15 protein-coding genes are annotated in these 20904 nt (G+C 62.2%); 6 read left to right on the top strand and 9 right to left on the bottom strand.

All coding sequences use genetic code 11. The features are described 5' to 3' along the window. Positions 1–24 precede the first annotated feature (24 nt). The 4 genes from AEP_RS12075 to AEP_RS12060 all read right to left on the bottom strand — a co-directional run bounded on the left by AEP_RS12075 (position 25) and on the right by AEP_RS12060 (position 5526). Positions 25–1296: a Zn-dependent hydrolase gene (locus tag AEP_RS12075; protein ID WP_198301817.1), complete on the bottom strand. Its 1272-nt coding sequence runs from the start codon at positions 1294–1296 to the stop codon at positions 25–27. Positions 1297–1306: 10 nt separating this feature from the next. Next, entirely contained in the window at positions 1307–2749 is a 1443-nt protein-coding gene (hydA, locus tag AEP_RS12070; RefSeq protein WP_087495605.1) for a dihydropyrimidinase, read from the bottom strand. A gap of 88 nt (positions 2750–2837) precedes the next feature. Then, the gene (gene preA, locus AEP_RS12065) at positions 2838–4145 is read right to left on the bottom strand and encodes an NAD-dependent dihydropyrimidine dehydrogenase subunit PreA (protein WP_087495604.1); all 1308 of its coding nucleotides are present in this window, start codon (positions 4143–4145) and stop codon (positions 2838–2840) included. 28 nt (positions 4146–4173) lie between these two features. Further along, the gene (locus AEP_RS12060; protein ID WP_087495603.1) at positions 4174–5526 is read right to left on the bottom strand and encodes an NAD(P)-dependent oxidoreductase; all 1353 of its coding nucleotides are present in this window, start codon (positions 5524–5526) and stop codon (positions 4174–4176) included. Positions 5527–5809: 283 nt separating this feature from the next. On the opposite strand from AEP_RS12060, the gene AEP_RS12055 reads away from it, so the two are divergent. Continuing rightward, positions 5810–6823, top strand: a complete 1014-nt coding sequence (locus AEP_RS12055; protein ID WP_087495602.1) for a hypothetical protein — start codon at positions 5810–5812, stop codon at positions 6821–6823. Positions 6824–6893: 70 nt separating this feature from the next. On the opposite strand, the gene AEP_RS12050 is transcribed toward AEP_RS12055, so the two are convergent. The 3 genes from AEP_RS12050 to AEP_RS12040 are packed head-to-tail and all read right to left on the bottom strand — an operon-like array spanning position 6894 to position 10308. Continuing rightward, positions 6894–7802, bottom strand: a complete 909-nt coding sequence (locus AEP_RS12050) for a LysR substrate-binding domain-containing protein (RefSeq protein ID WP_087495601.1) — start codon at positions 7800–7802, stop codon at positions 6894–6896. An 8-nt stretch (positions 7803–7810) separates the two neighbouring features. Further along, complete coding sequence (locus tag AEP_RS12045) at positions 7811–8614, bottom strand: carbon-nitrogen hydrolase family protein (RefSeq protein ID WP_198301816.1); 804 nt, start codon at positions 8612–8614, stop codon at positions 7811–7813. A gap of 5 nt (positions 8615–8619) precedes the next feature. Beyond that, positions 8620–10308 (bottom strand): flavin monoamine oxidase family protein, encoded by a 1689-nt coding sequence (locus AEP_RS12040; protein ID WP_087497311.1) that lies wholly within the window; start codon positions 10306–10308, stop codon positions 8620–8622. A 198-nt stretch (positions 10309–10506) separates the two neighbouring features. Between AEP_RS12040 and AEP_RS12035 the strand changes: the two genes are divergently transcribed. Next, positions 10507–11703 carry an acyl-CoA dehydrogenase gene (locus AEP_RS12035; RefSeq protein WP_087495600.1) on the top strand — a complete coding sequence of 399 codons (1197 nt, stop codon included), beginning with the start codon at positions 10507–10509 and terminating at the stop codon, positions 11701–11703. Positions 11704–11786: 83 nt separating this feature from the next. Beyond that, the gene (locus AEP_RS12030) at positions 11787–12818 is read left to right on the top strand and encodes a LacI family DNA-binding transcriptional regulator (protein ID WP_087495599.1); all 1032 of its coding nucleotides are present in this window, start codon (positions 11787–11789) and stop codon (positions 12816–12818) included. A 64-nt stretch (positions 12819–12882) separates the two neighbouring features. Here the strand turns inward: AEP_RS12030 and AEP_RS12025 are convergent, their stop codons facing one another. Continuing rightward, entirely contained in the window at positions 12883–14229 is a 1347-nt protein-coding gene (locus AEP_RS12025; protein ID WP_087495598.1) for a GH1 family beta-glucosidase, read from the bottom strand. Between the two features lie 106 nt (positions 14230–14335). On the opposite strand from AEP_RS12025, the gene AEP_RS12020 reads away from it, so the two are divergent. From AEP_RS12020 to AEP_RS12010, 3 genes are read left to right on the top strand one after another with little or no spacing between them, the layout of a single operon-like run. Next, entirely contained in the window at positions 14336–15619 is a 1284-nt protein-coding gene (locus AEP_RS12020) for a CaiB/BaiF CoA transferase family protein (protein ID WP_087495597.1), read from the top strand. A gap of 60 nt (positions 15620–15679) precedes the next feature. Continuing rightward, entirely contained in the window at positions 15680–16534 is an 855-nt protein-coding gene (locus AEP_RS12015; protein ID WP_087495596.1) for a phosphate/phosphite/phosphonate ABC transporter substrate-binding protein, read from the top strand. Between the two features lie 39 nt (positions 16535–16573). Beyond that, complete coding sequence (locus AEP_RS12010) at positions 16574–18931, top strand: hybrid sensor histidine kinase/response regulator (protein ID WP_087495595.1); 2358 nt, start codon at positions 16574–16576, stop codon at positions 18929–18931. On the opposite strand, the gene AEP_RS12005 is transcribed toward AEP_RS12010, so the two are convergent. After that, positions 18928–20892, bottom strand: coding sequence for an ATP-binding cassette domain-containing protein (locus tag AEP_RS12005; RefSeq protein ID WP_087495594.1), 1965 nt, complete (start codon positions 20890–20892; stop codon positions 18928–18930). The two genes, AEP_RS12010 and AEP_RS12005, sit on opposite strands and share 4 nt — an antisense overlap. Positions 20893–20904 lie beyond the last annotated feature (12 nt).

The following is a 20904-nucleotide window of genomic DNA, read 5'->3' as shown; positions in this document are numbered from 1 at the left end:
TTCGGTTTTAGGTCCGGTTAGCGGTCAAACCACCTTCGCCCTCTCCAACATCGCATGCAACAACACATTGCACCCGGCAGTGATGTGCTCGGGCTTGGCGTCTTCAATCTCGTTGTGGCTGATGCCGTCTTTGCAGGGGATGAAGATCATGCCGCTGGGGGCGAGCTTGGCCATGTACACCGCGTCGTGACCCGCGCCTGACACAGCAGGCATGTTGGAGTAGCCCAGCTTTTTGGCGGCGCGGCCTACGGCCTCTACGCAGTCGTCATGGAATGCAATCGCGTTGTAGCTGGACACCATTTCAATCTTCACGTCCACGCCGTGCTCTTGCGCCACCTTGGCAGCACAGGCTTTCACCTCGTCTGCCATCTGGTCCACCAACGCGTCGGTGCTGTTGCGCAGGTCGATACTGAACTTCACGCGGCCGGGGATCACATTGCGGCTGTTGGGGAACACCTGCACCATGCCCACAGTGCCGCGGCCATGCGGCGGGTGACGGTGGGCGGCGGCCACTACGTCTTGCATGATGCGCGTGGCGGCCAAGAGCGAGTCCTTGCGTAGCGCCATGGGTGTGGGCCCGGCGTGGGCTTCCATGCCGGTCACGGTGCAATCAAACCAGCGGATGCCCAGCACGCCGCTCACCACGCCAATGGTCACGTCGTTGTCTTCTAACACCGGGCCTTGCTCGATATGGGTCTCGAAGTACGCGCCTATGGGGTGGTCGCCGGGCTCCTGGTCACCGATGTAGCCGATGCGCTCCAACTCACCCTTGACGCTCTTGCCTTCGGTGTCGGTCGCGGCATAGGCATGCTCCAGCGTGAAGGCTTTGGCAAACACGCCCGAGCCCATCATCACCGGCACAAAGCGCGAGCCTTCTTCGTTGGTCCAGAAGGCCACTTCGATCGGCGCTTCGGTCTCAATGCCTAAATCATTCAATGTACGGACCACCTCGATGCCGGCCAGCACCCCGTAGTTGCCATCGAACTTGCCGCCCGTGGGCTGGGTGTCGATGTGGCTGCCGGTCATGATGGGCGGCAGGCTGTTGTTGCGGCCGGGCCGGCGCATGAAGCCGTTGCCGATTTTGTCGATGGTGACGGACATGCCGGCTTCGCGCGCCCAGCGGGTGACCAAGTCGCGGCCTTGTTTGTCTAGGTCGGTCAGCGTCAAGCGGCAAACTCCACCTTTGGGTGTGGCGCCGATTTGTGCCAGCTCCATCAGCGAGGCCCAGAGGCGATCGCCGTTGATGCGGATGTTGGAGATGTCGAGCACGGTGTCGATGTGGGTGTCGGTAGTCATGGTGCTTCCTTTAGCGCTTGACGGCGGTGGGGGCCAAGGTATCGGCGCGCAGTTTGCTGGCGGCAAAGTTGGAGCTGAACGGTGCCCGCTTGATGTAGCGGCCCTTGCCCTGCACTGCCCGCAGGTCGCCTTGTACATAGACCAGCTCGCCCTGGCTCACGGTGTGGCTAGGGATACCCTTGACCGTGCGGCCCTCAAAAATGTTGAAGTCGCCCTTGCTGAACTGCGTTTTCACCGACAAGGTCTTGGTGCCTGCCGGGTCCCAGACCACCAGGTCGGCATCGGCTCCCACGCTCACGCTGCCCTTTTGCGGGTAGATGTTGAACAGCTTGGCCGTGTTGGCAGAAGTGACCGCTACAAACTCTGAAGGCGTCAGGCGCCCGGTGTTCACGCCTTCGTCCCAGATCACCGCCAAGCGCTCTTCCACGCCGCCGCAGCCGTTCGGGATCTTGGTGAAGTCGTCTTTGCCGGCTGCCTTTTGCGCGGCGCAGAAGGTGCAGTGGTCAGTGGCGGTGGTGTGCAAATTTCCGCTTTGCAGGCCGCGCCACAAAAACTCGCTGTTGCCCTTGGGGCGGAAGGGCGGGCTCATCACGTGGGCAGCGGCGGTGGCGAAGTCGGGGTGGCGGTAGACGCTGTCGTCCAGCACCAGGTGGCCGGCTAACACCTCGCCATACACGCGCTGGCCGCGGGCACGGGCACGGGCAATCGCTTCTGCAGCTTCTACGCAACTCACGTGCACCACGTAGATGGGCACATTCAGCACATCGGCAATGGCGATGGCCCGGTTGGCAGCTTCCGCCTCCACCATGGGTGGGCGGGAGAGCGGGTGGCCTTCGGGCCCCTTGATGCCCATTTCGGAGACGGTCTTTTGCAGCAGGTAAACCAGTTCGCCATTCTCGGCGTGCACAGTGGGCATGGCGCCCAGTTCCAGGGAGCGCTTGAAGCTGTTCACTAGGGTTTCGTCGTCGCACATGATGGCGTTTTTGTAAGCCATGAAGTGCTTGAAGCTGTTCACGCCTTCCTCATTGACCAGCGTGCCCATGTCTTTGCGCACTTGCTCGCTCCACCAGGTGATGGCGACGTGGAAAGAGTAATCCGACGCTGACTTTTCGGCCCAGCCGCGCCACTTCTTGTAGGCGTCAAAAATGTTTTCTTGCGGGTCGGGAATCACGAAGTCGATGATGGTGGTGTTGCCACCTGCCAGACCGGCCGCGGTGCCGGTGAAGAAGTCGTCCATGGTCACCGTGCCCATGAAAGGTAGCTGCATGTGGGTGTGCGGGTCGATACCGCCGGGCATGACGTACTGGCCGCCCGCGTCCACCACCGTGGCGCCCGCAGGAGCGGTGAGGTTCTCACCCACGGCGATGATCTTGCCGTCCTGGGTGATGACGTCCGCTTTGAACTCGCGGTCGGCGTTGACGACAGTGCCGCCACGGATAAACAGAGTGCTCATGGTTGCTCCTAAATTAATAGCTTTTTGCGCAATGAAACAGGGCGGCAGAAGCGATTTTCATGCCTAAGTGCCGCCCTTACAAGTCCGTTCAGGCATTGACCCGCATGGGGTTGTTGGGATGGGTGGTCCAGTCGGCGTGAACGCCACTCACCGGCTTGCCGGTGCGCAGGTCCATCTCACCGACTGCCAGATCGCGCATGCTGATGGTGTCCGGCACGGGGCACACCGTCACGCACAGGTTGCAGCCCACGCATTCGTCTTCCTTCACCTCGAAGTGGCGCTTGCCGTCCTTCTCGAAGGTAATGGCCTGGTGGCTGGTGTCTTCGCAGGCAATGTGGCAGCGGCCGCACTGGATGCAACTGTCCTGGTTAATGACAGCCTTGCTCACGTGGTTCAGGTTCAGGTAGCGCCAGTCCGACACGGTGGGCACGGCTTTGCCCACGATCTCGCCCACACTCTTGAAGCCCATTTCGTCCATGTAGTTCGACAGACCGCTTTCCATTTCCTGCACGATCTTGAAGCCGTACACCATGGCCGCAGTACACACCTGCACCGTACCGGATCCCAGTGCAATGAAGTCCAGTGCATCCCGCCAGGTGCCGATGCCGCCAATACCGCTAATGGGCAGGCCGGCGGTTTCGGGGTCACGGGCGATCTCGGCCACCATGTTCAGCGCAATCGGCTTCACGGCCGGGCCGCAATAGCCCCCGTGGCTGCCCTTGCCGCCGGTGGAGGGCGACATGGTCAGGGTGTAGGGGTCCACACCCATGATGGAGTTGATGGTGTTGATCAAACTCACCGCGTCGGCACCCCCGCGCTTGGCGGCTTGGGCGGGTTTGCGGATGTCTGTGATGTTGGGCGTGAGCTTCACGATGACGGGCAGCTTGCTGTATTGCTTGCACCATTCGGTCACCATCTGGATGTACTCGGGCACCTGGCCGACGGCAGCGCCCATGCCACGCTCGCTCATGCCATGCGGGCAGCCGAAGTTGAGTTCGATGGCGTCGGCGCCGGTGTCTTCCACGCGGGGCAGGATGGCCTTCCAGCTTTCTTCCTGGCAGGGCACCATGAGCGAGACGACCATGGCGCGGTCCTGCCAGTTGCGCTTCACTTCGGTGATTTCGCGCAGGTTCAACTCCAGATCGCGGTCGGTGATCAGTTCAATGTTGTTAAAGCCGTTGAGCCGGCGGTCAGCGGACAGCAATGCGCCGTAGCGGGGGCCGTTCACGTTGACAACCGGTGGGCCGGCTTCGCCCAGGGTCTTCCAGACTACGCCGCCCCAGCCCGCCTCGAAGGCGCGGTTGACGTTGTAGGCCTTGTCGGTAGGCGGTGCAGAGGCGAGCCAGAAGGGGTTGGGGCTTTTGACGCCGGCAAAGGTGGTTTCTAAATTGGCCATGGTGTTTCTCCGGAATGCGTGGCGCCCGTTAGGCAGTGATGAAGGCGTGAATAGCGTGGGCGGACTGCTTGCCGTGTTCCACGGCTTCGACCGTCAGGTCCAGACCGCCGGCACGGCAGTCGCCGCCGGCCCACACGCCTTTCAAGTTGGTGGTGCCGGCTTCATCGGTGGCGATGCGGCCGTCCTTCAGGGTCAGGCCGCTCTCGGCCAATACCGGGTTGCCCAGCTTCTGGCCGATGGCCTTGAGCACCATGTCGGCTGCCAAGGTGGTGGTGCCACCGGTAGCGCTCAGCTTTCCGTTGACCATGGCTTGGCGCGCGAAGGTCACGCCGGTGGCGTGACCGGCTTCGCCAATCACTTCGACCGGAGCCAGCCAGTGGTGGATGGTCACGCCGTTGGTCTGCGCCCATTCCTGCTCGGCGGTGGATGCGGACATGCTCTCCTGTCCGCGGCGGTAAACGATGTGCACCTCTTCGGCGCCCAGCAGCTTGCTTTGCACCGCGGCGTCCACCGCAGTCATGCCGCCACCGATGACCACCACACGGCGGCCTACCGGCAAGGTGGAGAGGTCTTGGGTCTGGCGCAAGGTGGCGATAAAGTCCACCGCATCCTGCACACCGTTCAAGCTGTCGCCGGGCACGCCCAGTTGCTGGGTGGTGGACAGACCCATGCCGAGGAATACGGCCGCGTAGTCTTTGCGCAGGGCTTCGAGTTGCGCCACGGTGTCCAGCTTCCAGTTGTTCTGGATGGTGATGCCACCGATGCTCAGCAGCCACTGGACTTCGCGTTGGGCAAAGTCATCCGGTGTTTTGTAGCTGGCCAAACCATATTCGTTCAGGCCGCCTGCTTTGGGCTTGGCGTCAAACACCACGACGTCATGGCCTTGGCGGGCCAGGGTGTAGGCACAGGCCAAGCCTGCAGGCCCTGCGCCCACCACAGCCACCTTTTTGCCGGTGGCGGGAGCGCGGGTAAAGACCTGGGGCTTGGCGCTTTCCATCAACGCGTCGACGGCGTGGCGCTGCAGGCGGCCAATAGCCACAGGCCGGTCTTCCTGGGTGTTGCGCACGCAGACGGCTTCGCACAGGTTCTCGGTGGGGCAGACGCGGGCACACATGCCGCCCAAGGGGTTGCTGTCCAGAATGGTCTGGGCCGAGCCACGCAGGTTGCCATCGGCAATGCGCTTGATGAAAGACGGCACATCAATGCTGGTGGGGCAGGCGGTAGCGCAGGGGGCGTCATAGCAATACAGGCAGCGCTCGGCTTCCAGCAGGGCTTGCGACGCCGTGAAGCGCGGGGTGGCGTCGGCAAAGCGTTTGGCGTATTCCTCGGTGGCGAGGCGGCCTGCACGAACGTCGGCGGGAGAAGAAGAGGGGGTGGACACGCTGGCAACTCCTTAAAAAACTGACCGTTTGGTCAAGTCATGGTGTGCATGCTAGCAATCCACGTGCCACGCTGTAACTAGGGGTTTGCACCATAAAACCGCCCGTTTGTCGGCCGCCTTGCACCGGCTTGGGGTGCAGCGATGGTGCGTGCTGTCACGGTTTTGGGGCGCAACTTGTCTTGCGTCTGTCACACCGTTGTCACGCAAAGCGCGGACATTGAGCAAGTGCCGTGCGGCCGCGTGCCGCAGCGCCCTGCCTAGTCCCTCTTTTCCGGAGTTCTCCATGTCTATCCGTCTCTTAAGCGCTCTGGCGATTGCTGCCAGCCTGACTGCCTGCGCCACTGCGCCCGGTACTCCCAACAACAGCTACAGCTTCGGTTTGTGGGGTGACATGCCCTACAAAAAAGCCGGAGACGACAGCAAGCTGCCCGCAGTGCTGAACAGCATCAACGCCTCGGACATTGCGTTCTCCGTGTATGACGGCGACATCAAGGACGGCAGCTCCAAATGCACCGACGACATCTACGTCGATGCCCTCAAGATGTTCGGCAGCATGAAGAAGCCCGTGGTCTATGTGCCCGGAGACAACGAGTGGACCGATTGCCACCGCACCAATAACGGCGGATTTGATGCACTCGAGCGCTTGGCTCACCTGCGCAAGGTGATGTTCCCTTCAGCTGCGAGCTTGGGTCAGGCTACGCTGCCCTTGGAGCACCAGGGCAAGCTCGGTGAGAAATACGTCGAAAACACCCGCTTCAGCTACGGCCCCGTGGTGTTTGCCGGCATCAACGTGCCCGGCAGCAACAACAACGTGATCATGAGCGCCAAGGAGTGCACGGCCAAGAGCGCCCGCAATGCTGCGCAGTGCGATGCCTCGAATGCGGAATATCTGGAACGTGATGCCGCCAACATCCAGTGGCTGGATTCCACCTTCGCCAAGGCCAAGGCAGACAAGGCCGAAGGCGTGGTGCTGGTCATCCAGGCCGACCCCGGCTTTGACTGGCCTGAGACCGAAGAGACCGACGAAAGCGAGTTGCCCCAGTTCAGCGGCTACCGCAACTTTATGGCTGCGGTCGTGAAGCAAACCGAAAGTTACAAAGGCCAGGTGCTGTTTGTGCATGGAGACACCCACTTCTTCAAAGTGGACAAGCCCCTGTACAGCCCCAGCAAGCTATTGCCCAATCTGACCCGTTTGCAAACATTCGGCAGCCCCAGCCTGCACTGGGTCAAGGTCGGTGTGGAGCCCGGCAGTGCACACCTTTTCAACATCCAGCCAGTGATCGTGCGCCAGCCCTGAGCGGCAAGCTAAACCGAAGACTCTCCCCGGGAGCCGCGGCGCAGCGTTGCCCGCAGCTTTTTCTTGTGCGTTAGAGCGCTGCGGGAGAGCACACTGACTGGAGCCATGCGCTGAACAGCTCCACGGCTGGGCCGGCCTCGGTGTTTTCCGGGAGCACCAGGTAGTAGTGCCGCTCACCGGGCAGCGGCGCAGGGTGCGCGAGCACCAGCTCACCCCGGGCCAGCTCTGCCTCTATCAACAGGCGTGGCACCAAGGCCACGCCCATTCCGCATGCGGCAGCTGACGAAGCCATGGAAAACTGCTCGTACCGCGGCCCGGCAAAGGCGTTGGCTGCTTCAATGCCTTGCGCCGAAAACCAGCTTTGCCAGCTGTCGGGCCGGGTGCTTTGTTGTAGCAGGGGCAGCAAAGCCACTTCTGCCGCACTCAATGCCTTGCGCCCGCGCAACAAGGCCGGGCTGCACACGGCAACCACCTGTTCTTGCAAAAGCGGATAGCAGCGCGTGCCTGCCCAATGGCGGATTTGTAATTCGGTGCAGGCGAAGATGGCTGCGTCGAACGAGGTGTCGTTGAACAGAAACGGGCGGGTACGGGTTTCAATGTGCACGACGGTGTTGGCGTGCTTGGCATGAAAGTCGGGCAAGCGCGGCAGGAGCCAACGCGCTGCAAAGGTGGGAACGCTGGCCAACTGCACCGCGCCACCATGGCCACGGGTGGACATGAGGTCCAGGGTGTCCTGCTCCAGCCCGCGCAGCCAGGACGCGACTTGGGTGGCGTAGCGCGTGCCCGCAGAGGTCAGCGCCACGCCATGCCGCGTGCGGCGGAACAGTGCCATGCCCACCAACTCTTCGAGCGTGGTGATCTGCCGCGAAATGGCGCTTTGGGTGAGCGACAGCTCCTGGGCCGCGCGGGTGAAACTTTCGTGGCGCGCCGCAGCCTCGAAACATAGCAAGGCTTGGGTGGCAGGTATTTTTCGTCGCATGGGGCGGGCTAAGTCGGTGGGTTGTGGAGGGCCGTCAGGTCTCGAACGTGCTGCACGGCATTGCGGGCGGCAGTGAGCCGCTCATCGTCCAGAGTGGCAAACACCAGCGCCTGTTCACGACCGGCTTTTGTCAGGGTCTCGCCATCAGGCCCGGCAACCACACTCAAACCACCGTATTGCAGTGCGCCCTCGGGGCCGGTGAAGTTGGCGTAGGTTACAAACAGCTGGTTCTCATACGCGCGCACCGGGACTAGTGAGCGGGCCACGAAGTCGTAATCCGCCATGTTGGCCGTCGGCACCACGATTAGGTCTGCGCCCGCAAGCGCGAGTGCGCGGGTGGCTTCGGGAAACTCCACGTCGTAGCAAATCAGCATGCCAACGTTCCAGCCATGGAAGTCGAAGGTCCGGGCGCTTTGCGCCTCGGCTACAAACTGGCTGCGGTCGAGATCGCCGAACAAATAGGCCTTGCGGTAGTTCAGGCAGCGCAGGCCTGACGCATCGATCCATTGGGCTGCGTTGTACACGCGGCCGTCTGCGCCGCGCTCGGGGTAGCCGTACACCAACGCCAGTTTGTGGCGTTGCGCAATGCCGGCCATGGCGTCGGCCCAAGCGCCGTCTGCCGCTTGGGCCAGGGTCTGTACGGCCGGCGCGCCAATGGCGTAACCCGTGATGAACATTTCGGGGGACACCAAGAGTTGTGCTCCTGCACCGGCGGCCTCGCGGGCTGCAGCTTCCAGTCGGGCCAGATTGCCCAGCACATCCAGCGGAGCGGGGGCACATTGCCACAGTGCCAATTTCAGAGGTGCGCGCATGGCAGTCATTCGGGGAGCGCAATCGGCCCCAAGGTGTCGAACACATCACCGGGGCCGGGGTTGGCGGCATGGGTGTGACCGCCCAGATGTCGCACGATGCCCCACACCGCGTTCAGGGACGTTTGCACAGCCCCCTCTACCCATGCGGGTGTCCACGAGACGTCATCCCCGGCAATGAAGACGCCGCGCTGTTCGGGCGGAAGTCCGTCCTGCTTGAAGTGGGCGTACATGCGCTGGTTGTAGCGGTAGTGCCCGGGCAATGCGCCCTTGAAGGCTCCCAGAAAGTAAGGGTCGGCCTCCCAGGATACGCAGATCGGGTCGCCGATGATGTGGCTTGCAATGTCCACCTTGGGGTAGATCTTCTTGAGGGCCTGCAGGGCCAGCTTGACGCGTTTCTCCGGGGTCTGCGGCAGCATCTTGAGTGCGTCCCCCATCCAGGCATAAGACAGACAAATCACGGCAGGTTTGTCCGGCCCGTTATCAAACAGGTAGGTGCCGCGGGTCAGCCGGTCGGTGAGCGTCATGCTCATCACATCGCGGCCGGTTTCCGGGTCTTTGTCTTTCCAAAATGGCCGGTCCACCATGACAAAGGTTTTGCTGGATTGCATGTAGCGTGTGCGGTCCAGCGCCATCCACATCTTGTGCGAGAACAACGATTCTTCGACCGCAATCTGGGTGGTGAGCAGCCAGCTCTGGCAGGTCGTCAGCACCGCGTTGTATTGGCGCGTGTCGCCCCAGGTGTCGGTGACGGCGAGTCGGCCATCCGCGGCGCGGGCAATGGCGGCTACCCCCGCACGGGTTGCACCGCTGTGCAGGCTTTGCAAGGTAGTGCCTGCCGGCCAGTGCACCAGTTGCGTAGGCGCGTGGCGCCACAGGCCGTGAGGCACCTGGTCGGCCCCGCCGACGATGAGCCGCTGGTTGTCATCGCAATTGGTCAGGACTACTCGCAGTATTTCCAGCATGGAGTTTGGGAAGTCCGAGTCCCAACCGCCGGTGCCAAAACCCACCTGACCGAAGATTTCCCGGTGATGGAAGGACAGCTTGGCAAACGCCTTGGAGTTGGCGATGAAGTCGTAAAACGTACGGTCGTCCCAGAGCGGCACCAGCGCATTCCACATGCGCTTGAGTGTGGGCACATCCCGGTTGCGGATGGCGTTCTGCATGTCGCTGAAGCGGGCATCGTCTTCGAGTGCCTGGGCCCAGGCGTCCGCCACCTCTTTGAAGATCGGCGGCAGGTCTTGCAGGCTGCGCGCGTAGTGGGTGTTGCCCTCCAGGTCGATGACTGTGCTGCCCGAAGCGGGCGTCAGGGGGTTGGGGAAGTCCCTGGTCTCTAGGCCTAGCAGGTGGACGTAGTGGTAGAACGCGGTGCCCGAGACCGGAAAGCGCATGCCGCCCAGTTCCGCCACCACATCCTGCGTACCTTCAAATACCTGCGAGCGCAGCCGCCCGCCCATCTTGGACGCCTCATAAATCACCGGCTTGAGGCCCAGCTTCATCAGCTCGTAGGCGGCGACCATGCCGGCCATGCCTGCGCCGACGATGGCCACCTCCTCGCCCAAACGGTGTGCGGGGAGCTGGCCCAGCCCGTCGGGGTGGGCGATCCAGTCGTCAAACGCGAACGGGAAATCCGGGCCGAAGATGGTGACTGGTTTGCGCACTTCAGGTGCTGTTGTCGTGGTGCTGCTGTTGCCCATGGAATTGCTCTCCAAATTGGCGCGGACTATGTCATAGGTATGCATCGCACGCAATACATCGGCGTCAAAGCGTCAAAAATCGCGTTTTTTTGGATTTAAAAATGAGTTAAATGCATGCCTGTGTGCAAAACGCTTGCTTGCACAGGCACTAAGCAGGGGCTACGATCCCTGCATTCCTTTCTTCTGCCGGAGCACTCCATGAGCCACGCCGCCTTCAATTGGCAAGACCCCTTTTTGCTGGACAGCCAACTCTCTGACGACGAGCGCATGGTGCGCGATGCCGCCGCTGCGTACTGCCAGGACAAGTTGCTCCCCCGCGTGACCCAAGCCTTCCGGGACGGCAGCACCGACCCCGCAATATTCCGGGAAATGGGTGAGTTGGGTCTCTTGGGCCCCACGATTCCCGAGCAATACGGCGGCCCCAGCCTGAACTACGTGGCCTATGGCCTGATCGCCCGCGAAGTCGAGCGGGTTGATAGTGGCTACCGCAGCATGATGAGCGTGCAGTCCTCGTTGGTGATGGTGCCTATCTTCGAGTTCGGCACCGAGGCCCAGCGCCAGAAGTACCTGCCGAAACTGGCTACCGGCGAATGGATAGGTTGCTTCGGGCTGACCGAACCCGACCATGGCTCCGACCCCCAGAGCATGGCCACCCGTGCCCAAAAAGTGGCAGGCGGGTACAAGCTCTCTGGCAGCAAGATGTGGATCAGCAACAGCCCGATCGCCGACGTGTTCGTGGTTTGGGCCAAAGAGGTCAGCGAGGCCGGAGCGGTCGGCCCCATCCGTGGCTTTGTACTGGAAAAAGGCATGGCGGGCCTGTCGGCTCCGGCCATTCACGGCAAGGTGGGCTTGCGCGCCAGCATCACCGGTGAGATCGTGATGGACGGTGTGTTTGTGCCCGAAGAAAACGCCTTCCCCGAGATCCGTGGACTCAAGGGCCCGTTCACCTGCTTGAACAGTGCGCGCTATGGCATTGCCTGGGGTGCACTGGGGGCGGCTGAAGATTGCTGGACCCGCTCCCGCCAGTACACCTTGGACCGCAAACAATTCGGTCGCCCTTTGGCCGCCAACCAGCTGATCCAGAAAAAACTGGCCGATATGCAAACCGAAATCGCACTCGGCCTGCAAGGCTGCCTGCGCCTGGGCCGCATGAAGGACGAAGGCACGGCAGCGGTGGAAATCACCTCCATCCTCAAGCGCAACTCCTGCGGCAAAGCCTTGGACATTGCGCGCATGGCCCGCGACATGATGGGTGGCAACGGCATCAGCGACGAGTTCGGGGTGGCGCGCCATTTGGTGAACCTCGAGGTGGTCAATACCTATGAAGGTACGCACGATATCCACGCCCTGATATTGGGCCGGGCCCAAACGGGCATTGCCGCGTTCGCCAACTGATATCCGCTAGCGGCCCGTGTCAGTGCGGCCGCGGTGGGCATCGCATAAACTCCGGCGGGTCTGAACCACCTGCCTGAACCCGCATGACCACCACCTTCGCCTCCCCCTCCAACAGCGAACCTGTAACGCTGCTGGACGTGGCCCGCGTGGCGGGGGTTTCCCCAAGCACTGTCTCCCGCATCCTGAACGGTACCGCCCGTGTAGCCCCGGCCAAACGCGAAGCGGTGGAAGCGGCGATCGCCCAGCTCAAGTTCCGCCCCAACATCTTTGCCCGCAGCCTGAAGACCGGCATCACCATGACGGTGGGTGTGCTCACCCAGTCCATTGAAAGCCAGTTCTATTCACGTGCGCTCAAGGGCATCGAGGTGGGGCTGGAGGCCAGCGGCCACTCTCCCATCATCGTGAGCGGCCACTGGAATGCCCAGACCGATGTGGCCAGCCTGAAGCTGCTGACTTCGCGCCGCGTCGATGGCGTCATCATCCTGACCAGTGATATTGCCGATGAGGACGTGCTGGACGTGGCCAAGCAACAGCCGGTGGTCATTACCGAGCGGGACTTGGAAGGGCCCAACCTGCGCTCCATCCATGTCGACCAGAAGTTCGGTGGCTATCTGGCCACCCGCCATTTGCTGGCGCTGGGGCACACCCGCATTGCGCACATTGCCGGTGTTGAGAACCGCGCCGATGCGCAAGGCCGCTACCTGGGCTATCTGGAGGCCCATGCAGAGGCCGGTGTGGAGCCGGACCCGCGCTTGCTGGTGCGCGGCAACTTTACCGACAAAGGCGGCCATGCCGCAGTGCAACGCTTGATCGAGAGCGGTGTTTCATTCACTGCCATCTTTTGCGCCAATGACGACACCGCGCTCGGCGCGCGGCTGGCGCTCTACCAGCGGGGTCTGCGTGTGCCGGAAGACGTGTCGCTGGTCGGCTTTGACGATATGCCCACCTCCAGCTTCATGACCCCACCACTCACCAGCGTGCGCCAGCCGGTGTACGAAGTGGGCTTGTATGCGGCCCGCATGCTGCTCGACATGATGGGTTACCCCGCAGAGGCGGTGCAGTTGCCCCCGCTGGAGCTCATGGTGCGCGAGACCACCCGAAAATGGCAGGCTTGAATCAGGTCTGAATCAATAGCTCCCCAAATGCATACGAAAAAAAAGGCCCTCGGGCCTTTTTTGTTTAGCGCTTGCGCTGACTGGCGATGAACGCCCGGTAGCGCAAGGCACTGTCTTTCAGGGTGCGCTGCTGGGTGGTGTAGTCCACATGCACCAGCCCGAAGCGTTTCTCATAGCCGCAGGCCCACTCAAAGTTGTCCATCAGGCTCCAGTAAAAGAAGCCGCGCACATCCACACCCGCGGCCATGGCCTCGTGCAGCGCTTGCAAGTGGGTCTGCATATAGGCTTGGCGGCCGGGGTCGTTCACTCGGCCATCGACCACCTTGTCAGCCTCAGCAAATCCGTTTTCCGTGATGTAAATTGGTGGCAGGGTGTAGTCGCGGTGAATGCCTTGCAGCAGGTCCGAGAGGCCCTGAGCGTAGTTTTCCCAGCCCATGTCAGACACGCCATCCTTGTTGGGCGCAGGCACCGGTGGTGTGCTGGTGCTGGCCCAGATGCGGGTGTAGTAGTTGATACCCAGAAAGTCCAAGGGCTGGGCAATGATGTCGAAGTCACCGTCCTGGATGTTGTCGGGCTGCGCCAGCTCAGGGCCTTGGGGGTAAGCCTTCTTGAAGATCGGGTCCATGTACCAGCGCACAAAGCGGTCGTACTCGCGCTGGGCGCGGGCCTGGTCCGCCGGGCTGTCGGTGGCCGCCGTGGTGGGCGACTGGTTCAGCACGATTCCCAGCGGTGCTTTCACGCCCACAGCGCGCATCGCCTGAAGAGCCAGCCCGTGCGAGAGCAGCAGATGGTGGGAGACGCGCAGCATGGCGGGCACGTCTTTCTTGCCGGGGGCGAAAACGCCCTGGTCGTAGCCTAGGGTGGCGGTGCACCAGGGTTCGTTGTGGGTGGCAATGCTGGCTACGCGGTCGCCCAGGAGTTTGCCCATGCGCTGGGCGTAGTCGGCAAAACGGTAGGCGGTGTCGCGGGCTTCCCAGCCCTGCTGCAAGTCCTGCAAGCCTTGGGGCAAGTCCCAGTGGTAGAGGGTGGCAAACGGGGCGATGCCGCGTTTCAACAAGCCGTCGACGAGGCGCTCATAGAAGTCAAGGCCTGCTGTGTTCCAGGCGCCATAGCCCAGAGGTTGCACCCGGGACCAGGCGATCGAGAAGCGGTAGCTGTCCACCCCCAGGCTCTGAATCATGTCGAGGTCGGATTCGAGGCGGTTGTAGTGGTCGCAGGCCACATCACCGGTGTCACCGTTCACCACCTTGCCGGGTGTTTTGGAGAATGTGTCCCAGATGGAGGGGCCGCGCCCGTCCTGGGCGGCAGCGCCCTCGATCTGGTAAGAGCTGGTGGCTACGCCCCAGCGAAAATCGGAAGGAAAAGGGGGCAGGGGGAATGTCTCGGGAGCGGTCACGGGGTGTCCTTGCATTATTCTCATTTGAAATCGTTTTCAGGTGCGAATTTTACGGGTGAAATCGACCCTGTCAAACCGGTCGCACAGGCTACCATGGGCCATTCCATGCATTGAAGCCGGTATGACCCTTCCCAACACTCCCCAAGGCGCGCTCTCTCACCTCAAAGTTCTGGACCTCTCCCGGGTGCTGGCCGGTCCTTGGTGCACCCAGATGTTGGCGGATATGGGGGCCGATGTGATCAAAGTGGAGCGACCGGTCGCCGGCGACGACACCCGCCACTGGGGCCCGCCCTTCATGCCGGGCGCAGATGGTCATCCCACGCAAGATGCCACCTACTTCACCGCCTGCAACCGGAACAAGCGCTCCATCACCGTCGACATGGCGAAGGAAGAGGGGCAGGCGTTGATCCGCCAAATGGCAGTCCAGAGCGACATCCTGGTCGAGAACTTCAAGGTGGGTGGCCTCGCCCACTACGGATTGGACTTCGCCAGCCTCAAGGCCCTGAACCCCCGGTTGATTTACTGCTCCATCACCGGTTTCGGCCAAACCGGGCCCTATGCCGAGCGGGCGGGCTACGACCTGATGATCCAAGCCATGAGCGGCATGATGAGCATCACGGGCAGGGCCGATGGTGAGCCCGGTGGCGGTCCGCAACGCGCGGGCGTGGCCATCACCGATGTGTTCACCGGCATTTATGCCACCAGCGCCATCCTCGCGGCGGTGGAAATGCGGCACCGCACCGGCGAAGGCCAGCACATCGACATGGCGCTGCTGGATGTAGGCATGGCCATTCTGGCCAACCAGGCAGCCGGATTCATCAATACCGGTGCCGAGCCGCAGCGCATGGGCAACGCCCACCCCAGCCTGGTGCCTTATCAGGACTTCCCCACGCAGGACGGCGCCATGCTGCTGGCCATCGGCAATGACGGCCAGTTCGCCCGCTTCTGCCAGGCCGCCGGCCGCCCCGAATGGGTACAGGACGCGCGTTTCACCACCAACACCCGCCGGGTGGAAAACCGCAGCACCTTGATTCCGCTGATGATGGAAGTCACCCGCACCCGCAGCACGGATGCCTGGATTGCCTTGCTGGAAGACAAGGCGGTGCCTTGCGGGCCCATCAACACGCTGGCTCGCGCATTTGCCGACCCTCAGGTACAAGCCCGAAGTTTGGTGCTGAATCAACAGGTAGCGCCCGCGGAATCAGCGCAAGCCGCTACTAAAACAATAGCAACTGCAAGTTACGAGAGCATCCGAACCGTCGCCAGCCCGATCCGCCTGTCAGCAGCACCCGTGAAGTTGCGCTACCCCCCGCCGGCTCTGGGTGAACACACACAGGTGGTGCTCACAGAGCTGGGGCTTGATGCAGGTCAAATACAAGACTTGCAGGCCCGTGGCATCGTATGACCTGAGCGTCCGTTACAGTGGCGCGGTGAAACGCCGATAACAACACGTCGTGGAGTAACAATGAAACATCGTCGCCATTGGTTGTCTTTCGCAGCCGCTAGCCTCGCTCTAGCAGCCGCAGCCCCCACCCTCGCGCAGGAAGCCCCGGTCTACCGCTTTTCCCCGGTGAACCAGTACGGCTTGGAGCTCACCGCCCGCTACTGGAACCCCATCATTGAATACATCACCGCCAAGAGCGGCGTGAAGCTGCAGCTCAAAATCGGCCGCACCTCGGCAGACACCACGGCGTATGTGCTCGCCAATGAAGTGGAGTTCGTGTTCTCCAACCACCTGTTCAGCCCCGACCGCGACCACCTTGGCTGGAAGGTTTTCGGGCGCCGGCAGACGCCGCCCATCCACAGCCAGATTGTGGTTCTCGCGGATTCGCCGTACCAGAAACTGGAGCAACTCGCCAACCTGTCGGTGGCTTTTCCCGGCCCGGAAGCGTTGGTCGCCTACAAGTTCAGCTACGCCCAACTGTTGAACCGCAACATCCCGGTGGAGGTGGTGTTCGGCGGCAATATGGATGGCGCCTTCGCCCAGTTGGCCAGTGGCCGGGTCAAGGCGGTGGGCGCAAACTCCCAGTTGACCGAAGGTTGGGTCAAGCGTGAAGGCAAGAAGATCCGCGTGCTCTGGCAGTCTGATCCCTTGTATGACTTGGCTCTCATGGCCTCCAAGAATGTGCCCGAGAAAGACCTGAAAGCGGTAGCCAAAGCCTTTGCCGACATGGGCAAAGACGTGCAGGGTGTGAAGATCTTGGCGGCCTCGGGCAATCTGGTCGGGCTGTTGCCCGATGCCAGCTTTGTGGCGTCTAATGGCAGCGAATACGTCAGCTACCGCAACTTCTACAAAACGGCCCCTCCCAACTTGCGCTGATCTTCCCCTTCAGGGCTTCCAGAAAACTGCTTCTTACCCATGCCTGCACGAATTCTGGACCGCATCACTCCCTCCACCCTGACCAATCGCGTCTTCGCGATTTACACCGCCACCCTTCTGCTGTTCGTGGCGGGCGGATTGGCGGCGTTTATCAGCTACGAGTTCCGCAAGCAGATCGAGGAAACGCAAGCTTCTTCCGTCATGCTGATCGAAGTGGTGGCGCAGTCTGTGCAAGACAGTGTGGTGATCGGCGATTACGACACAGTCAAACGCATTCTCGAAAAAGGCGTGCAGGGTTCCGCCTTTGCCAGCGCCATGTTCAAGGACACCAGCGGCGCTATTGTTTTGGCCAAAAGCAAGGCCCCAGCCGACGGACACCCCCCGAAATTCATCTCCAACTGGGTGAAGTTGCGCCTGGACGATGTGAACCGGCCTGTCTCTGTCGGCGGTAAAGACTACGGCCTGCTCCGCCTGGAGTTCGACGCCGATCTCGTGGCTGAAGATTTGTGGTCTATTAGCGTGCTGGTTCTGGGTGTGGGGCTGGCCAGCCTGGTCGTAGGCCTGCTACTGATCCGCTGGGCATTGAACCATTGGCTGGGAGGGCTCCAGAAACTGCGTGAAGTCGTACAGACTTTGGGCACCGGAAGTAGTGAAACCGAGAAGCTCGTGATTGAAGGGGCCCCTGCCGAAATCCAGAGTCTGGTGGCCATGTTCAACCAGACCGCCGTGCTGGTCCGCGAGCGTGAGGGGAGCCGCGCAGCGCTGGAGCAGGCCAAACTGGCTGCTGAAAAAGCCCGCCACACGGCGGAGCAGGCAAGCCTGGCCAAGAGCCAGTTTCTGGCCAACATGAGCCACGAATTGCGCACGCCCATGAACGCTATTCTGGGCATGCTGCAGTTGCTGGAAGGCACCGAGCTCACTGACAAGCAGCGTAGCTACACCCACAACACCGCCAGCGCCGCCCGATCCCTGCTGAGCCTGCTCAACGACATTCTGGATTTCTCCAAGGTCGAGGCCGGCAAGATGACACTGGACCCGCGCCCCTTCCGCACCGACCAGCTGCTGCGCGACCTGTCCGTCATTCTTTCTGCGAATGTGGGCGCCAAGACCATTGAGGTCTTGTTTGATGTGGGTACTGACGTGCCCAATGCCCTGGTGGGCGATGACATGCGCTTGCAGCAAGTGCTGATCAACCTCGGTGGTAATGCAGTCAAGTTCACTGAACGGGGTGAGGTGGTGATCCGCCTGCGCCTCAAAGCTACCAACGGTGCCAAAGCGTTCGTGGAGTTCGCCGTCTCTGACACCGGCATCGGTATCGCGAGCGAAAACCAGGCCCACATTTTCAGTGGTTTCTCCCAGGCAGAAGCATCCACGACCCGCCGCTTCGGTGGTACCGGCCTGGGCCTGGCGATCTGCCAGCGCCTGGTGGGCTTGATGGGCGGCACCCTCGAAGTGGACAGCGTGCCGGGCGAGGGCAGCAACTTTCACTTTACCGTTCCCCTGCAGATCGCTCCGCCTGCAGCTGTAGGGCCGGCAGCGATGGTGCAGCGCCACCCCTTGGCAGCCCAGAAGGCGCTGGTGGTGGACGACAACCCGGTCGCCCGCGCGCTTTTGGCCACCATGACCCGCTCGCTGGGCTGGGACGTGGATGTGGCAGAGGGCGGCCCGCAAGCGCTGGAGCGTGTGCAGGCTGCACAGAGCGGCGGCAAGCCTTACCAGGTGATTTTCATGGACTGGCGTATGCCCGATTGGGACGGTTGGGAGACCACCCGCCGCATCCGGGCCGCGATGCCGGGCGGCGACACGCTGATCCTGATGGTGAGCGCCAACGGCCGCGCCATGATGGCAGAGCGCACTGCGGACGAGCAAGCTTTGCTGAATGGCTTTCTGGTCAAGCCGGTGACGGCCTCCATGCTGCTGGACGCGGTCATGGATGCGCAGGCGGCGAGCGCCAAGGCCGCCACCGGCGTCAACCCTGCCGCCCCGCAAGCGGTCAACAAACCCAAGCGTCTGGACGGTATGCGCTTGTTGGTGGTGGAAGACAACAAGATCAACCAGCTGGTGGCCAAGGGACTGCTCAAGCAGGAAGGCGCCGAGGTCACTCTGGCCGACAACGGGCAGCTCGCTGTGGAGTTGCTCACCGCCCGGCCCGATGCCTTTGAGGCCGTGTTGATGGATGTGCAAATGCCGGTGATGGATGGCTACGAAGCTACCCGTGCCCTGCGCACCATGCCCGCGTTTGCTAACCTACCCGTGATCGCCATGACGGCCAATGCCATGGCCTCAGACCGAGAGGCCTGCCTGGCCGCCGGCATGAACGACCACGTGGGCAAACCTTTCGAGATTGACCACCTGGTGCGCACCCTGCTGCACTTCACCGGGCGGCCCGCGCCTTAAGCCGGCTTGCCCAGTTCTTCCCAGCGCTCCAGCGCCGCCATCAACGCTTCGTCGATCTCTGCATTGCGCGCGCTCAAGGCGAGTGCGCGGGCGTTGTCTTTGGCGAACAGGCTGCCGTCGGCCAGCGCATCGGCAATGTCTTTTTGCTCGGCTTCCAGGGCCGCGATGGCGGCAGGCAGACCATCGAGCTCGCGCTGCTCCTTGAAGCTCAGCTTGCGGGCCTTGGCGGGTGCCGGTGCAGCAGGCGCAGTGGCGCTCACCTTGGCAGTGGCCTGCTCCTGTTTTTGTAGCTGCTCGCGCTCGTAGTTGAAGGGCTTGGCCGTGGTTTTGCCTTGCGCGGCGGCAATGTCGTTGGCGCGCTTGGTCTGTATCAGCCAATCGCTCACGCCGCCTTCATACTCGCGCCACTTGGCATCACCTTCGTAGGCAATAGTGCTGGTGACCACGTTGTCCAGAAAGGTCCGGTCATGGCTGACGAGGAACACGGTGCCGTCGTAGCTTTGCAGCAGGTCTTCCAGCAGCTCCAGGGTGTCGATGTCCAGGTCGTTGGTAGGTTCGTCCAGCACCAGCACGTTGGCCGGGCGGGCAAACAGGCGGGCCAGCAGCAAGCGGTTGCGCTCGCCACCCGACAAGGACCGCACCGGTGAGGTGGCGCGGGCCGGTGAGAACAAAAAGTCGCCCAGGTAGCTCTTGACGTGCTTGCGCTGGTTACCGATCTCGATCCACTCCGAGCCGGGGCTGATGAAGTCTTCCAGCGTAGCGTCCAGGTCCAGCGCGTTGCGCATCTGGTCGAAGTAGGCCACGGTGACGTTGGCACCCAGGCGCACCGTGCCCCAGGGGCTGTGGCCGGGTTCGGGCTTGGGCGCATTGGCCGGTGCCGGGTCGGGTTGGTGCTCGCCCAGAATGAGCTTGAGCAGGGTGGTCTTGCCCGCGCCGTTCGGACCCAGCAGGCCGATCTTGTCGCCGCGCAGAATGGTGGCGGTGAAGTCTTTGACGATCATGCGGTCGCCGAAGGTCTTGCTCACATGCACCATCTCGGACACCAGCTTGCCGCTCTTGTCGCCGCTGTTGACGTCCATGTTCACGCTGCCCACTACTTCGCGGCGGGCTTCACGGGTGGCGCGCAGCTCTTGCAGGCGGTTGATGCGGGCGGTGGCACGGGTGCGGCGCGCTTCCACGCCCTTGCGGATCCACACCTCTTCCTGCGCCAGCAGCTTGTCGGCCTTGGCGTTGATGACCGCCTCTTGCGCCAGCTGCTCTTCCTTCTGCGTTAGGTAGGCGGCGAAGTTGCCGGGGTAGCTCATCAGCTTGCCGCGGTCCAGCTCGACGATGCGGGTGGCCACGTTGTCCAGGAAGGAGCGGTCGTGGGTGATGGTGATGATGGAGCCCTTGAACTCCTTGAGCAGGCCTTCCAGCCATTCAATCGAGTCCAGGTCCAAGTGGTTGGTGGGTTCGTCCAGCAGCAGCACATCAGGCTGGGCGACCAGCGCCTGGGCCAGGGCCACGCGCTTTTTTGTACCGCCGGAGAGTGAGTTGACGATAGCCTCGGGATTCAGGTGCAGGCGTTGCAGGGTCTCGTTGACCCGCTGCTCCCAGTTCCAGCCGTCCAGTGTTTCGATCTCGCTTTGCATGGCGTCCAGATCGCCTTCGCCCGCGCAATATTGCTCAATCAGGCCGATAACGCGCTCCAGACCTGCGCGAACAGCTACGAAAATCGTAGCGTCTGCATCGAGTTGCGGCTCTTGTGCCACATAGGAAATGCGGGTGCCGGTCTGCACTTGCAGGGTGCCGTCGTCAGGCTTCTCCATACCGCCCAGAATTTTGAGCATGGAAGACTTGCCGGCGCCGTTGCGGCCGATGAGGCCGACGCGCTCCTGCGTTTCGAGGGAGAAATCAGCGTGGTCGAGGAGAGGGACGTGCCCGAATGCCAGCTGGGCGTCAAGAAGAGTAATAAGTGCCATGTGGGCCCGATT

This window comes from Curvibacter sp. AEP1-3, assembly GCF_002163715.1.
Classification (GTDB): domain Bacteria; phylum Pseudomonadota; class Gammaproteobacteria; order Burkholderiales; family Burkholderiaceae_C; genus Allorhodoferax.
This window is presented reverse-complemented; position numbering and strand designations above follow the sequence as displayed.